The organism is Corynebacterium sp. AOP12-C2-36 (genome assembly GCF_052379185.1).
Taxonomy (GTDB): domain Bacteria; phylum Actinomycetota; class Actinomycetes; order Mycobacteriales; family Mycobacteriaceae; genus Corynebacterium.
In genome coordinates this window covers 47,177-62,421 of sequence record NZ_JBQSYJ010000015.1, presented here as the reverse complement: position 1 = coordinate 62,421, position 15,245 = coordinate 47,177, and the positions used below count along the sequence as shown (strand labels likewise).

Genomic DNA, 15,245 nt, shown 5'->3' with positions numbered 1-15,245 from the left:
CCAAAACCACCCCCCCCCCCCCCCAACTTGGTACCCGGGGGGACGACACCGGGCACGCGAGGATCACATCGGCATGATCGTGTGCTTCTTCTCCGGCTCGAGCACCTGCTTGTCGCGCAGCAACCGCAGCGACTGGCGCAACCGCAGGCGCGTCTGCGCCGGGTCGATGATCTCGTCGACGTAGCCACGCTCCGCCGCCACGTACGGGCTGGTCATGTTGGCGTTGTAGAAGTCCATGAACATCTTCTTCGCCATCGGGCGCTGCTCCTCCGGCATGGCGGCGAGCTGACGGCCCTGGATCATCACCGCGGCGCCCTCGGCACCCATCACGGCGATCTGCGCGGTCGGCCACGCCAGGTTCACGTCGGCACCGAGGTTCTTCGAGCCCATCACCGCGTAGCCGCCGCCGAAGGCCTTGCGCACCACCACGGTCACCTTCGGGACCGTGGCCTCCACCATCGCGAAGCCCAGCCGGGCGCCACGGTGGATCAGCCCCAGCTTCTCCTGCTCGGCGCCCGGCAGGTAGCCCGGGGTGTCGACCACGAAGACCAGGGGGATGTTGTAGGCGTCGCAGATGCGGATGAACCGTGCCGCCTTGTCCGCCGCCTCGGCGTCCAGGCAGCCGGCCAGCGACATCGGCTGGTTGGCGACCACGCCGACCGGGCGGCCGTCGATGCGGGCGTAGGCGGTGATCACGTTCTGCCCGTAGTCCGGCTGGACCTCCAGCACGTCCTCGTCGTCGAAGATGCGGCTGAGCATCTCCATCATGTCGTAGCCGGAGTTCGGATCGTCCGGGATGAGGTCGACGAGCTCGGCGTCGCGCTCGCTCGGTGCGTCCGACGGGGCAGGCACCTGCGGCGTCGCCTCGAAGGCGCTGCTGGGCAGGTGGGCGAGCAGTTCGCGGACGTAACCGAAGGCGTCGTCCTCGTCGCTGCCGACGTAGCTGATGTTGCCGTTGGCGGCCTGCACGCGGGCGCCGCCGAGGTCCTGCATGCTGATCTTCTCGCCGGTCACCGACTCGATGATCTGCGGGCCGGTGACGAACATCGTCGTCTGGTCCTCCACGGCCACCAGGAAGTCGGTGGTCGCCGGGGCGTACACCGCGCCACCGGCACAGTTGCCCAGCAGGATCGAGATCTGCGGCGACTGGCCGGACAGCGGCAGCTGACGCCGGGAGAGCTCGGAGTACATCGCCAGGGACATCACGGCGTCCTGGATGCGGGCTCCGCCGGAGTCGTTGATGCCGATGACCGGGCAGCCGATGCGGGTGGCCATGTCCATGACCTCGCAGACCTTCTTGCCGAAGGTCTCGCCCACCGAGCCGCCGTAGACGGTCTTGTCGTGGGCGTAGACGGCGACGGGACGCCCGTCGACCCGGCCGTAGCCGGTGACCACGCCGTCACCGTAGGGCGCGTCCGGCACACCCGGGGTGCGCCCCAGGGCTCCGATCTCGGTGAACGACCCCTCGTCGAGCAGCGCGTCGATGCGCTGGCGCGGGGTGGTGCGTCCTTCCTCGTCGCGTTTCTGGCGTGCACGCTCGCTGCCCGGGTCCTGCGCCTCCTCGAGGCGGGAGTGCAGGTCGTCCAGCTTCTCGGCGGTGGACCTGCCGGTTCCCGGTGCGGTGCGTTGCGCGGCGACGTCCGCGTCGCCGAACCAGGGGTCTTCGGGTGTTCCTGTCATGGATCCCACGCTAGCGCACCTGGTTCCGCTGGGGGATGTCGCGCAGGTGCTCGGTGATCCGTGCACCGACGATGCCGATGGACGGTTCGTCCGGCACGGCCAGGTGGTCGCCGGCGAGCTGGACGAGCTCCAGGTCGTCGACCACGCCGTCCCAGCCGCCGTCGGCGGGGATGTCGGCGAAGGACGGCTCGAGTTCGATCGCGCCCTCGTGCATACCCTCGGACTTGTACAGCGTGACCGGGGCGGAGACCTCGGCCCAGCGTTCGAAGTCGAGGGTGTTGAGGATGCGGGTGTCCACGAAGCTGGCGCGCTGGTGCTCCAGAACGCCGGCGGCCAGACCGTGCGAGGAGGCGTCGGTGTTCTGCAGGAACATGCTCATCATGCCGATGAGCGCCTCCTCACCCTGGGCCTCGAGCAGGTCGTGCGGGACGGGCAGCTCGATACCGTAGGTCTTCGCGGCGAAGGCGGCGTAGCGGTCCCAGCGCGCGTGCATCTCCTCGGTGGTGTCCGGGGCCGGGTTCGCCGGACGCACCAGGTCGAGCAGCTCCAGGTGGCCCACGGTGACCTCACCGGCCTTCTCCAGGCGGTGGGCGACCTCGAAGGCCAGCGCGCCACCGAAGCTCCACCCGCCGAGGACGACCGGACGGCCGTCGGCCAGTTCGGTGATGTCGGCGACGTAGGCGTCGGCCCGCTCATCCAGCGTGCCCTCCAGACGCTCCACACCGTAGACCGGCACGTCGGCGGGCAGACGCCTGGTCAGCGGCTCGTACACCACGCTGGACCCGCCGGCGGGGTGGAAGACGAAGACCGCCGGGCTGTCCGACCCCTCGGGGCGGGCACGCAGTACACGGATGTTGCCGTCCACCGCGGTCTCGAAGACGGCGCGCACCAGGTTGGCCAGCGGTTCCAGGGTGCCGGCCTCGGCGACCTGGGTGGCGCTGATCTCCGCGCCGGAGCGTTCGCTCAGCCGGGCGGCGATCGCCGCGGCGGTGTCGGCGTCGACCTGCGGCAGTGCGCTGGTGACGCCGGCCGGGGCGGCACCGGTGAGCGAGGCCCACGTGCCGAAGACCATGCGCTCGGAGGCGTCACGCGGGGCGACGCCGACACCCTGGGAGTCGGCTGCCTCGGCGGCCTCGGCTGCCGGTGCGGCGTCGGCGGCAGTCTCGGCACCCTCAGCGGCCGGCGTGTGCGTCACGCCGTCGAGCTTCTCCTGCACCATCTGCTCGACCAGGGAGATGACCTCGTCGACCGAGCCGTCGCGCAGGGCCTGCACGTTCAGCGACGGCAGGTCGAAGTCGTACTCCACCCGGTTCTTGATCCGCATGCCCATCAGCGAGTCCAGGCCCAGGTCGATCAGCGGCAGCTCACCGGGAAGGTCGTCGACGTCGTAGCCCATCGACTCCGACACGATGCTGCGCAGCCGGTCTGCCACGCTCTGCCCGGACTCCGGGGTCCACCGCTCGGAGTCGGTGTCCACCGACGGCAGGGCGTTGCGGGCGCCGGACACCTGGCCTGCGGCCGGCTCCGTCTGCGGCGTCGCGGAGGACGCACCGGCGGCGCCAGCGGCCCCGGCGACACCGGCCGCCATGCCGCCCGCCGGCGACGCGGCGAAGGCCTCACCGGCCAGGCGCGACTCGTCTGCACCGTCCATGGCGTAGACCTGCACACTCAGCCCGCCGAGGGTACGTGCCACCAGGGTGGTCACCTCACCCTCGGTCGGCAGGGAGCCGTAGGTCTCCACCGCGGCGAGCACGGCGTCCGGCACGACCGCTCGCGCGGCGGCCTCGGCGACGGCGTCCACGCTGGGAACCTCCGCGGCGGCGACGGCGAACGCGGTCCGTCCGTCCGGCAGCGCCACCCGGCGCCCCGGCACCCCGCGCACCGACCCGCCGCCGGGACGCGCCGCGGTCCAGTAGCGCTGCAGGTTCCAGTGCACCCCGGGGATGCCGGACACCGCGCGCCCACGGCGCAGCGGGCGCCCGTCGGAGGAGTTCAGGCGACGGAAGTCGACCTCGCCGCCACGCACGTAGAGCTCGGCGACGGTGGCCAGCAGCGTGTCCACGCTGGGCTCCTTGCGCTTGAGCAGGTACATCAGGCTGGACTCGCCGGCGTCGTGGGCGAAGGCGGTGTTCATCATCGGCATCAGCGCGACCGGGTTCGGGGAGAACTCCACGAAGGTGCGGAAGCCCTCGTCGAAGAGCCGTCCGGTGGCGTCCGACAGCCACACCGAGTAGCGGGTGCAGCGCAGGAAGTAGTCCGCGTCGTGCACGGTGTCGCCCGGCTGGTAGACCACGCCGCGGTCCACGCTGCTGTACACCGGGGTGTGGATCGGGAGCGGGGTGATCCCGGCGATCTCCGCGTGGAGCTCACCGAGGATCGGGTCGAGCATGCTGGTGTGCCCGGCGCCCTTGACCTTGAGCATGCGGGCGAACTTGCCCTCGCCCTCCAGGTGGGCCACCAGGTCCGCGACCGGCTGGGCGGGCCCGCCGACCGTGGTCATGCCCGGGGCGGCGTACACCGCCGGCTCCACGGCGGCGAACTGCGGGTTCTCCTTCTGGAACTCCACCAGGTCCTCCACGCCGAGCTCGATCACGGCCATCGCGCCCTGCTTGTCCTCGGGCAGCAGCTTCTCGCCCTCGCCCATCAACCGCGCACGGTGGCAGGCGATGGTCACGGCGTCCTCCATGGACAGCCCGCCGGCGGCGTAGGCGCCGGCGATCTCGCCCATCGACTGGCCCACGATCGCCGCGGGACGCAGCCCCAGGGCGGTCATCAGGTCGGTCAGGGCGATCTGGATGGCGGTGATGCCGACCTGGGCGGTCTCGGTGGTGAAGTTCTGCGCGTCGTCCCGGATCATCTCGACCACGGAGTAGCCGGCCTCCTGCTGCACGACCTCGTCGACGTCGTCGAGACGCTGGGCGAACAGCGGCGACAGGGTGAGCAGCTCCTTGCCCATCTTGCGGTGCTGGGAGCCGAAACCGGAGAACACCCACACCGCGCCCTCGCGCTCGGGGCTGTCGGCGACGGAGATGCCCGCGCCCTTGCGCCCCTCGGCCAGGCGGGTCAGCCCGGCGACGGCCTCGTCGGTGTCGTGGGCGAGGACCACACCGCGCGAGCGGCCGTGGTTGCGCTCGCCGAGCACCCCGGCGGCACCGGCGAGCACGGCGTTGCCGGCCCTGCCGGTCTCCCCCAGCCAGGACGCGATGTCCGCCGCGGCGGTCCGACGCCGCGAGGGCAGCAGCCCGGAGACCGGGAGCAGACGCGGCAGCGCGCGTCCCGCCGGGTCACCGTCCGACTCCTCGCCGCCGTACTCCTGGACGCCGGCCCAGTCGATCACGTCGGGACGTTCGGGGACGTCCCGCGCCGCCGGTGCCGCGCCCTCCGGCGCGACGAGCACGACGTGGGCGTTGGTGCCGCCGAAGCCGAACCCGGAGACGCCGGCGACCGCTGCGCCGGAGTACTCCGGCCACTCGCGCGGGTCCTCCACGACCTCCAGGTGCTCGCGGTCGAAGTCGATGTAGGGGTTGGGGCCGGTGAAGTTCACCGTCGGCGGCAGGACGCCGCGCCGCATGCCGGAGACCACCTTGATCACCCCGGCGACACCCGCGGCCGCCTCGGTGTGGCCGAAGTTCGTCTTCGCCGAACCGAGCAGCAGCGGCGAGGCCACGTCGCGACCGGCGCCGAGGACCTGGCCGAGGGCGCCCGCCTCGATCGGGTCGCCGAGGATCGTGCCGGTGCCGTGGGCCTCCACGTAGTCCACCTGGGACGGGTCGATGCCGGCGTCGGCGTAGGCGGCGGCGAGCACCGCGGCCTGCGCCTCCGGGTTCGGGGCGGTCAGCCCGTTGGACCGGCCGTCCTGGTTCACCGCGGAACCGGCGATCACGGCGAGCACGTCGTCGCCGTCGCGGCGGGCGTCCGACAGACGCTTGAGCACCACGACACCGGCGCCGTCGGAGCGCACGATGCCGTCGGCGTCCTCGGAGAACGCGCGGATGCCGCCCGTCGGGCTCAGCACGCCGAGCTCGGAGAAGGCGATGGTGGCGAAGGGGCTGGCCAGCAGGTTCACGCCGCCGGTGACGGCCACGGAGGCCTCCCCGTCTCGCAGGGCGCGCACCGCCTGGTGGATGGCCACCAGCGACGCCGAGCAGGCCGTGTCCATCGCGACCGAGGGGCCGCGGAAGTCGAAGGCGTAGGAGATGCGGTTGGCGATGATCGCGCTGGAGTTGCCGGTCAGCGCGTACGGGTGCGCCTCGGACGGGTCGGCGCTGATCAGCATGCCGTAGTCGTTGTTCGTGGTGCCCATGAACACGCCCACGTCCGTGCCGCGCAGGGTGTTGGCCGGGATGCCGGCGTCCTCCAGCGCCTCCCACGTCAGCGACAGCAGGATGCGCTGCTGCGGGTCCATGTTCGCCGCCTCGACCGGGGAGATCCCGAAGAACTCCGCGTCGAAGGAGGCGATGTCGTCGATGTAGCCGCCGGTGAGCACGGCCTCGGCCATGCGCCGGGACATCTCCGGGTCGTCGTCGTACTCGCTCCAGCGCCCCTCCGGGAGCTCGCCGACGCCGCTGCGGCCCTGCTCGAACATGCGCCACATGCCGTCGACACCGTCCGCGCCCGGGTAGCGCCCGGCCATGCCCACCACGGCGATCTGCCGGTCCTCCGGCTCCAGACCGGCACCGGCACCACCGGCACCGCCGCCGTGCGCGGTGCGTCCTCCCGCGACGCCGCGTCCGGTACGCGTGCCACCGGCGAGGACGAACCCGGCCAGTGTGGCGATGGTGTTGTACTCGTAGGCCACCGTGGCGTCCAGGGGCACGCCGGTGAGGCGCTCCAGCTCGCCGGACAGCACCACCACGTCGCGGCTGGACAGCCCGAACTCCTCCATCTGCCGGTCGTCGGTGATCTCAGCGGCGTCCAGGCCGGTGGTGGCCTGGACCCAGTCGCGCAGCCAGGCGCGCATCCCTGCCGGGGTGCTCGGTACGGCCGGTGCAGCGGGAGAGTTCTCGGGACCGGAGAGATCAGACGTTTCAGTCATATCGGGGACGATCATCCTTGTTTCATGGTGGACGGTTGGGAGGGGCGGCCTGAACGGGCACGACGGCCACCGTCAACATGCAATCGACGGTGGCCGTCGCCACGCTACAAAAAGGACGTCAACCACTCTAGTCGACGGTGACGGCGGGGACCGGTCACTACCGGTCGAAGCGGCCGTCCAGGTAGGCGGTGGCGCACACGCGGCGGGCGATCTTGTTCGCCGAGGACCGGGGGATCGTCCCCTGGTCCACGATGCGGATGTCCGCGGGCGTCACACCGTGGGTGGCGGTGACGGCCTGGCGGATGGACGCCACGGCCTCCGCGTCACCGGACGCGGGTGCCTCCGGGTCACGCTCGGCGACGAGGACGAGCTCCTCGGAGCCCGAGTCGCTGCCCGCACCGCTCACCGCGAAGGCGGCGAGCACGCCGGGCAGGACGTGGCCCTGCGTGGCGTCGGCGGCGGTGGCCTCGATGTCCTGCGGGTAGTGGTTGCGTCCGGCGACGACGACGAGGTCCTTGATGCGGCCGGTGATGTAGAGCTGGCCGTCGACGACGACCGCCAGGTCACCGGTGCGCAGCCAGTCGTCCTGCGGGGCGTCCTGGACGGCCGAGCCGTCGGAGAGACGGTTGGCCGCCGGCAGGGAGTTGCGGAAGGTCTCGGTGGTGTCGTCCTCGCGCTCGAGGTAGCCGGCGGCGATGTTGCCGCCGTTGAGCCACACCTCGCCCACGGTGCCCTCGGCGAGCTCCTCACCGGAGGTGGGGTCGACGATGGCCATGAACAGGGACGGGCCGGGCTCGCCGACGCTCATGATCGGCACGGCGTTCTCGGCGTCGTCGGCGACCTCCACGGCCTGACCCTCGGCGAGCTTCTCGCGGTCGAAGACGCGCAGCTTCGGGCGGTCCTCGGTCTGCGGGGTGGTCACGAAGACGGTCGCCTCGGCCAGACCGTAGGACGGGCGCATCGTGGAGCGGCGGAACCCGGCCGGCTCGAAGACGTCGCAGAAGCGGTCCACGGACTGCAGGCTCACGGCCTCGGCACCGTTGATGATGCCCTCGACGTGGCTGAGGTCGATGTCCGCCAGGTCCGCGCGCTTGGCCGGGTCGGCGTAACGCGAGGCGAGCTCCAGGGCGAAGTTCGGGACACCGGTGTACACGTTCACGCCGTCGCCGCGGTCGGCGAGCTGGCCGATCCAGCGACCCGGGTCCTGGATGAAGTCGCGCGGGGCCATGATGTCCTGCGGGATGCCCAGGATCAGCACGAAGGACGACAGGATGATGCCCATGTCGTGGTGGAAGGGCAGCCAGTTGACCAGGCGCATCGGCATCTGCAGCTGGCCGGCCTGGAAGACCTGCAGCACGTTGGTCACGATGCTGCGGTGGGTCAGCACCACGCCGGCCGGGGTGCGGGTGGAACCGGAGGTGTACTGCAGGAACGCCGCGTCGCCGGCGTTCGGCGCCAGCTCCGGGTGCTCCATCAGCGCCATCATCGGGTTCTGCCACTCCTCGGCGAGCGAGTCAGGCAGGGCGTCGATGGTGAGCACGCGGGGACGCTCGGAGGACGGCAGCGCGGCGAAGTGGCTGCGCACGTGGCCGGCGGAGGTCTTGTTCGTGAGCACCACGGTGGGCGTGGACGAGTCCAGGACGGCGGCGAGGTGGTCGGCGTGACCGGGCTCGGTGGGGTCGTAGAGCGGCACCGGGACCGTGCCGGCGTAGAGCGCGCCCATGAAGCCGAAGAGGTACTCCGGGCTGTTGTTGGCCAGGATCGCCACCCGGTCCCCACGCTCGGTGACCTGCTGCAGGCGTACGCAGACCGCCTTGACGCGGGTGTTGACCTCCGCGCGCGTCCAGGTGACGGTCTCCCCCTCGGCACCGGAGGCGAAGTCGTGGAAGGTGATCAGCGGGGTGTCGACCGTCCCCTCCATCTGGGCCATGGTGAACAGCATCTCGCACATGGCGGAGAGCGAGAGCTGGTCCGGGATGGCGATCTCGCCCTTGTCGTCGTAGAACTGCGCCATCGCGTCGCTGATGTCCATCAGGTCTCCCTCGTTACTGTCTGTCGGATTGCTTTCCGCAATGAATCCTATCGTCCCCGGGACGTCTCCCGTGACAATTACCGCCCTTCGGCGATGATGTCGCCGACCCAGTTGTTGATCCACTGCGGTACGGTGCCGCCGTCGACGACGGTGCCGTTGCTGGAGTACTCCGCGTGCACCTTGTTGGCGTCGATGAGGTCGTTGGCACGCTGCACCGCGTTGCCGATGTCCCGCGGCGCACTGCACACCAGGTCGGCCGGGGCGCAGAACTGCAGCGTGCTGTCCTGGAGGGCACCGAAGTCCTGCGGGCGTGCACCGCGCATCGACGCTCCCGGGACGATGGGGCTGACCAGGGCGCTGACGGGGCTGAGCGCGATCTCCGCGCCGATACCGGTGGCGTCGGGGCTGCCGACGAGCTCACCCTTGCCGTCCTCCCGACGACCGTCGGCGATCAACGCGACGCCGGCGACGGCGTCCGCCGGCACGCTGGACTGGCCGTTGCCGATGGCGGTGGCCAGGTCGCCGGTGAGCACCGCACCCTGGCTGAACCCGACCATGATCATGCGGGTGGCCGGGCACTGCTCGTTGACGGCCGTCATCTCGGCCTCGAGCGCGGCGTACCCCTGGTTGCGGGAGTCGTCGTAGGACATCTCGCGCAGCGCCTGGATGTTGCGGAACTGTGCGGCGTAGGGCAGCGTCCAGCTCTTGAGCTGGCCCCCGTCGACACCGTCGCCGAACTCCTCCTGCAACGGCTGGGTGACGTTGAGCAGCAGCGAGTTGGGGTGCGACGTCGGGTGGATCGGGTCGTCGTCCGCGGAGGACTCCCAGGTGCCCGGCGCGGCGAACAGCTGGTAGTCCGGGCAGGACGCCGGCTGCTCCGGGTCGGTGGTGCGGGTGGCGTCCGGCTCGGCGGTGTTGTCGGAGCCTGGGCCGCCGGCTTCGCGGGAGAGCCACGAACCGATGCTGACGACCAGGACGACGGCGAGGACGATGACCGCCGCGATGGTGAGGAACTTTCTCATGGGCAGTCAGAGTACCCCGTTTTCCTGGCAGCGCTCTGCCAGGTGGTGGGCAGCTCGCGTGAGTACGCGTCAGCTCCGGTGCACGGTGCCGTCGGGATCCTGCACCAGCGTGCCGCCCTCGAACTCCACCGAGGCCGAGCCGTCGGCGTGCCCGGTGTAGTCGCCGGTGATGAAGCCGAGCTCGCCGCCCTCGTACCCCTGGGCACGGTAGGCGTCGAACAGTGCGCCGTGGCGGATCACGAAGGTGCCCTTGTCCGAGGTGTAGAGCACCCCGTGCTCGAAGTCGCGGAACTGTCCGCGGGTGCCCTCCGGCGACGCCGCGGTGTCACCGGGCGTGCGGTCCATGTCCGGCAGGCCGAGGAGCCCGTCCGGGCCGTCCAGCTCGTCGTAGCGCTCGGCGATCGCACGGTTCGGCAGGGTGTAGACGGTGTTCCCGCCGTCGGCGCCACCGACGGTGAACAGGGTGCCGCCGGTGAAGTCGGCGCGACGCGAGCCGTCCGACGCGACGGTCTCGTCGCCGGTGAGGAAGCCGTAGCGTCCCCGCTCGAAGTCCTCCCGGCGGTAGGCGTCGAAGAGCGCGCCGTGACGGATCAGCGCCGTGCCGTACTCCTGGGACCAGTAGATGACCCCGTTGTCGAAGTCGGTGAAGTAGCCGGGCACGTGCGTGGCGCTGTGGTCACCGGTCGGGAAGCCCAGCTCCTCACGCTGGGCGACGCTCGTGGCGTCCGTACCGAGGTAACGCGCGGCGATCGCACCGTGCAGCAGGTGCACGTCCCCGTCCGGGGTGCGCAGCGCCGCACCGTTCTCGAAGCGCTGGACCTGGCCGGTGCGTCCGGCGACGGTGATGTCCTCCTCCGGGGCGACCGGGTAACCCCACGCGCCGTACTCCCAGTTCGTGGCGCTCCACTTGTCGACCACGTCCTGGGCCACGGTCACCGGGCCCTTGCCGTCCTGCACCTGCGACCAGTAGATGAAGCCGTGCTCGAACTGCGCCCACGCGCCACCGTCGCGGGCCCAGGAGTCCGGCTCCACCGGGTAGCCGAGCCAGGAGTTCGGGCCGCCGAGTTCGCGGTACTTCGCGCCGGTGCGGCCCCAGGTGGCCACCGCACCGGTCTCCTCGTCCGCGCCGTCCTTCAGGTAGACCACACCGCCACGGAAGTCCTGGGCGGTACCGGTGACCTTTCCGTCCTCGTTCCTGATCTCGTAGACCTCGCTGATGCAGTCGCCGAGGTCGTAGTTGTTCTTGTTCGTGCGGTAACGCTCCACCGCCTCGGCGAAGGCACCCTCGGCCTCGCACTGCACAGAGGTGTCGGACTCGTCGAGCCCCAGGGCGTCCGCCATGTACGGCCACGCCTGCTTCATCTCGTACTCCCAGTACGGCCAGGTGTGTGTGCCATTCGGACGGAACTTCGTCACGGTCTTCACCCCGGCGAGGTTGGCGAAGTTCACGAACGTCTGGCTGGTCACCCGCGACGCCGCCTCCATCGCACCGGAGTTGATGTCCGCCGCGCTGCCCGGGATGTCGCCCTGGGCGTCCCACGCGCCGGCCAGACCGTTGCCGGCGGCCACGTAGACGGTGGTCCCCGCGCGACGGAAGTTGCCGACCAGCAGTTTCGGGTCGTGGGTGAACCACTCCGGCGAGTAGTAGTTGCCCCACATCTTGCGGGCGTCGTAGCCGGCCTGCTCGGTGATCATGCCGAACGCGCGCGGCATCAACGGCGACGAGGTGTCCAGGTAGCCGGAGAAGGACGCCGCGAAGTCGAACATCTCCGCGTTGCGTCCGGCGAGCACCATTGCGCCGGTCGCGCCCATCGACAGCCCGCTGACCGCGCGGCGGTCGTTGGTGCGCCAGCCCTGCTCCAGGATCGGCGGCAGCTCCTTGGTGAGGAAGGTCTCCCACTTGAAGCTCTTGCCGCCGTCCGCCGACTGCCAGTCGGTGAAGAACGACCCGCCGCCGCCGATCGGCAGCACCAGGTTCACGTTCTTGTCCGCGTAGAACCGGACGGCGTCGGTGGCGTAGGACCAGGCGCTCTCGTCCTCGCTGCTGTAGAGCGGGCCGAGCTGCCAGACCGAGGGGAAGGTCTTCTCCGGGGAGCTGTACCAGTCGCGCGCCAGGTGGACCTGCACCTTCACCGTCTCCCCCGGCATGGCGGCGGAGTTGATGTGGAGCTTCACCCACCGGTCGGTGATCCACTCGACCTTCTCCACCGAGACACCGTCCGGCAGTCCCGGCAGGTCCTGCTCGGTGACCGACAGCGGCTCGCGCTCGGGGGCGGCACCGGGGTCCATGAACGCCAGCGGGGAGTTCTCCGGGGCGGTGTCCGTGGCCGCCTCGGCGGCCGCGGCGGCCTCCGGGGAGACCCCCGAATCGTCCTGGGCGGCTTCCTGGGCCGCTTCCTGGGCCATATCTTGGGCGGTCACTTGGCCGGTCTCTTCGGCGGATGCCGGTGCCAGCGGCGTGAAGATGAGGGCACAGGCCAGCAACGTGCCGGTTACCCGGGCATGCCGCGATGGGCGATGGGACACTGGGGTTCTCCTTGGATGGAAACGTCGGTACAACCCCTGCCTTATCGCCGGGCCCCAGAAACCGATACACGGTAATATAGATATCACTTAAAAAGTGACGCAGGACACCCTGCGGGTGCCCCCGTCTCCGCATGTCGAGAAGTGTTACCACTTTTTCCGGGTCTGCTTTTCAGCGACCTGCGGGTATACCGCGAAAGGGCCCGGAGAAGTGGTAGCACTTCTCCGGGCCCCTTCCCCTGCGCGGGTCAGCCGCAGTAGTGGTTCTCCGCGGCCTCGGTGATGATGCGCTGGGCATCCTCGGCGGACACGTCGGTGAGCTCCTGCACCTCGAGCTGGCCGGCGATCATCGGCACGGCGAACCCGTCGCGCCCCTCCTCGTTCGCCAGGCACTGCTCACGGGCGGCGGCGATGACCTGGTCCTGGATCGCCGAATCCTCCACGTCGATGCCGTTGTCCTTGATCTGGGAGAGGAAGGCGTCGTCCTCGTCGGTCCGGGGTGCGACCTCGCCACCCGGCTCCTCGACCTCGTTGACCTCCCCGTCGCGCGGGGAGTCGCCGGAGCCGGAGCCGGTGTCCGGCGCGGCGGACGTCGGTGCGTCCGACGAGGACGGTGACGCCGATGACGAGGCGGACGAACTCACGCTGGGGACGTTGGTCTGCGTGTCGTCGTCACTGTCGACCGTGGAGTCGCCGCCGCAGGCGGCCAGGGTGCCGGCGAGCAGCAGTGCAGACGCCGCAGCGCCGAACCGCTTCATCGGGATGCTCATCGCGGATCCTTCTCGACGTTGCCGTTGACCTCGCGGATCTCACCGTTCTGGAACTTCACGACCTCGCCGCCGGCGTCGATGGACTGCTGGTCCTCGACCGGGAAGCCGAAGCGACCCTGCTCCCACTTCTCCTCGCCCCAGGCGTCGAAGATCGAGCCGTAGCGGATGATGTGCGCACCGGTGGAGGCGGACCAGTAGATGTTGCCGTGCTCGAACTGGGTGAACGCGCCACCCTTGATCTTGATCTCCTCGGAGGTCGGGAAGCCGAGTCCGGAGTCGTCGGGGCCGCCGGCCTCGACGTACTTCGAACCGATCTGCCCCTCGATCATGCGGACCTTGCCGGACTTGTCACGCACGGCGACACCGTTCTGGAACTGCTGGGCGGCACCGTCCTTGACGGTCTCCACGGCGGAGACCGGGTAGCCGAAGGCGCCGCTCTCCCACTTGGTGGCACCCCAGGCGTCGACGATGTCGTTCTTCACCGCGACGGCACCGGTCTGCGGCGTCCAGTAGATGATGCCGTTCTCGAAGCGCTGCAGGATGCCGCCGTCCTTCAGTCCGGTCTGCTCCTCGCCGGTGGGGTAGCCCAGCCAGCTGCCGGCACCGCCCATCTCGGAGTAGCGGGCACCGATGCGGCCCCAGCTGGCCCAGGCCTTCTCGGCGTCCTTCTTCCAGTAGATGCGGCCGTTGCGGAAGTCCTGCACCTTGCCGCCGTTCGCGGCGTCGTACTCGTTGGTGGTGCAGGTCCCCAGGTTCTGGCTGCGCTGGCGCTTCTCTGCCTCGGCGATGCGTCCCACGGCGGCGCAGTTGGCGCCACGGTCCTCGTCGGACAGCCCGAAGGTCTGGGCGATGTACGGCCAGGCCTGGGTCATCTCGTACTGCCAGTAGGGCCAGTCGTGGGTGCCGGAGCTGCGGTACTTGGTGACCACGTCCACGTCGGCGCGGTTGGCTGCGTTGGCGAAGGTCTGCGTGGTCATCCGCGACATCGCCTCCAGGCCGAAGGCCGCCGGGTTGGCCGGGTAGCCGGGGATCGGCCCCTGCTGGTCGTAGGGACCGGCGTTGCCGTTGCCGGCGGAGACGTAGACCGTCATGTCCTTGAGCTGGTCGACGTGCTGCTTGGGGTCGTTCTCGTTCCAGCGCTCGGAGCCGTAGGATCCCCACATGCGCTGCGCGTCGTAGCCGTTGCCCTCGTTGGTGGCGAAGTTGATGGCCTGCGGCACACCGGGCGAGGTGGTGTCGAGGTAACCGGAGAAGGAACCGACGAACTGGAAGAGCTCCGGGTGGCGCTGCGCGAGGTTCACCGCGGCGGTACCACCCATGGAGATGCCGGTGATGGCACGCTGCTCGGTGGTGCGCCAGCCTTCACGCAGCACCGCGGGCAGCTCCTGGGTCAGGAAGGTCTCCCAGTTGTAGGTGGTGCCGTCCTCGGGGTCCTCCTCCCAGTCGGTGTAGAAGGACGATGCGCCGCCGACGGGCATGATCACGTTGACGTTCTTGTCGGCGTAGAACTGCTGGATGTTGGTCGACAGGGTCCAGCCGGACTCGTCGTCGCGGGCGCGCAGGCCGTCCAGCGCCCACACGGACGGGAAGTCGCGGTCGGGCTGGCTGTACCAGTCGCGGGCCAGGAGGATCTGCACCAGCACCGGCTCGCCGGGCATCGACGGGGTGTTGATGTAGACGTTCGCCCACCGGTCGGACAGCCACTCGACGCGGTCGACGTCCACGCCGTCGGGCAGTCCCGGCAGGTCCTGGTCGGTGGTCTCCTGCGTAGGACGCTCCGGCACGTCGTCCGGGTCGAGGTAGTTGCCGAGGCCGCCGAGGCTGCCGCCCTGCGCCGCGGCAGGCGCGGCGAGGGGCAGCGCCAGGGCCACCGAGAGCGGCACCGCCAGGATGGCGGCACCGACGCGCCGTGAAGCCCCACGGGACGAGGGGCGGCGGGCGAGGGACTTCCCGGTGCGGGTGTTCGCAGCGTTACTCATGGTGGTGGCGTTCTTCCTTCGTAGGTACGTCTCGACGGTCACGGCGGCATCGGCTGTGGAGTGACCGGTGCACCGGCAGCGGGTTCCCCGCCCACTGCCGACGTCCGGTCGAAAACCGGTGCCCGCCACCGCGGCCCGGCCCCGGTACGGAGGACGGACGGAGGGCGACGGCAACACCGGCAATTATGGCAACCGGGACGCGAA

7 protein-coding genes are annotated in these 15,245 nt (G+C 70.4%); all 7 read right to left on the bottom strand.

Annotated features, from left to right (window positions below):
- Positions 1-63: 63 nt before the first annotated feature.
- The gene (locus tag ACT3UN_RS12830) at positions 64-1,680 is read right to left on the bottom strand and encodes an acyl-CoA carboxylase subunit beta (RefSeq protein WP_444657232.1); all 1,617 of its coding nucleotides are present in this window, start codon (positions 1,678-1,680) and stop codon (positions 64-66) included.
- A 10-nt stretch (positions 1,681-1,690) separates the two neighbouring features.
- Positions 1,691-6,715: a polyketide synthase Pks13 gene (gene pks13, locus ACT3UN_RS12825; RefSeq protein WP_444657231.1), complete on the bottom strand. Its 5,025-nt coding sequence runs from the start codon at positions 6,713-6,715 to the stop codon at positions 1,691-1,693.
- Positions 6,716-6,872: 157 nt separating this feature from the next.
- On the bottom strand, positions 6,873-8,747 hold the full coding sequence (locus tag ACT3UN_RS12820) for a FadD32-like long-chain-fatty-acid--AMP ligase (RefSeq protein WP_301441660.1): 1,875 nt from the start codon (positions 8,745-8,747) through the stop codon (positions 6,873-6,875).
- Between the two features lie 77 nt (positions 8,748-8,824).
- A complete protein-coding gene (locus tag ACT3UN_RS12815) occupies positions 8,825-9,769 on the bottom strand; it encodes a cutinase family protein (protein ID WP_301441661.1) in 945 nt (314 codons plus the stop codon).
- A gap of 69 nt (positions 9,770-9,838) precedes the next feature.
- Positions 9,839-12,190 carry an alpha/beta hydrolase-fold protein gene (locus ACT3UN_RS12810; protein WP_444657230.1) on the bottom strand — a complete coding sequence of 784 codons (2,352 nt, stop codon included), beginning with the start codon at positions 12,188-12,190 and terminating at the stop codon, positions 9,839-9,841.
- A gap of 350 nt (positions 12,191-12,540) precedes the next feature.
- Positions 12,541-13,062, bottom strand: coding sequence for a DUF732 domain-containing protein (locus ACT3UN_RS12805; RefSeq protein WP_301441663.1), 522 nt, complete (start codon positions 13,060-13,062; stop codon positions 12,541-12,543).
- Positions 13,059-15,041: an alpha/beta hydrolase-fold protein gene (locus tag ACT3UN_RS12800; RefSeq protein WP_301441664.1), complete on the bottom strand. Its 1,983-nt coding sequence runs from the start codon at positions 15,039-15,041 to the stop codon at positions 13,059-13,061. The genes ACT3UN_RS12805 and ACT3UN_RS12800 overlap by 4 nt, the downstream gene beginning before the upstream one ends.
- Between the last annotated feature and the right edge of the window lie 204 nt (positions 15,042-15,245).

What these genes read in the sequence shown, in the direction of transcription:
- ACT3UN_RS12830 (WP_444657232.1), bottom strand. Translation starts at nt 1,680, where the DNA reads ATGACAGGAACACCCGAAGACCCCTGGTTCGGCGACGCGGACGTCGCC.
- pks13 (WP_444657231.1), bottom strand. Translation starts at nt 6,715, where the DNA reads ATGACTGAAACGTCTGATCTCTCCGGTCCCGAGAACTCTCCCGCTGCA.
- ACT3UN_RS12820 (WP_301441660.1), bottom strand. Translation starts at nt 8,747, where the DNA reads ATGGACATCAGCGACGCGATGGCGCAGTTCTACGACGACAAGGGCGAG.
- ACT3UN_RS12815 (WP_301441661.1), bottom strand. Translation starts at nt 9,769, where the DNA reads ATGAGAAAGTTCCTCACCATCGCGGCGGTCATCGTCCTCGCCGTCGTC.
- ACT3UN_RS12805 (WP_301441663.1), bottom strand. Translation starts at nt 13,062, where the DNA reads ATGAGCATCCCGATGAAGCGGTTCGGCGCTGCGGCGTCTGCACTGCTG.
- ACT3UN_RS12800 (WP_301441664.1), bottom strand. Translation starts at nt 15,041, where the DNA reads ATGAGTAACGCTGCGAACACCCGCACCGGGAAGTCCCTCGCCCGCCGC.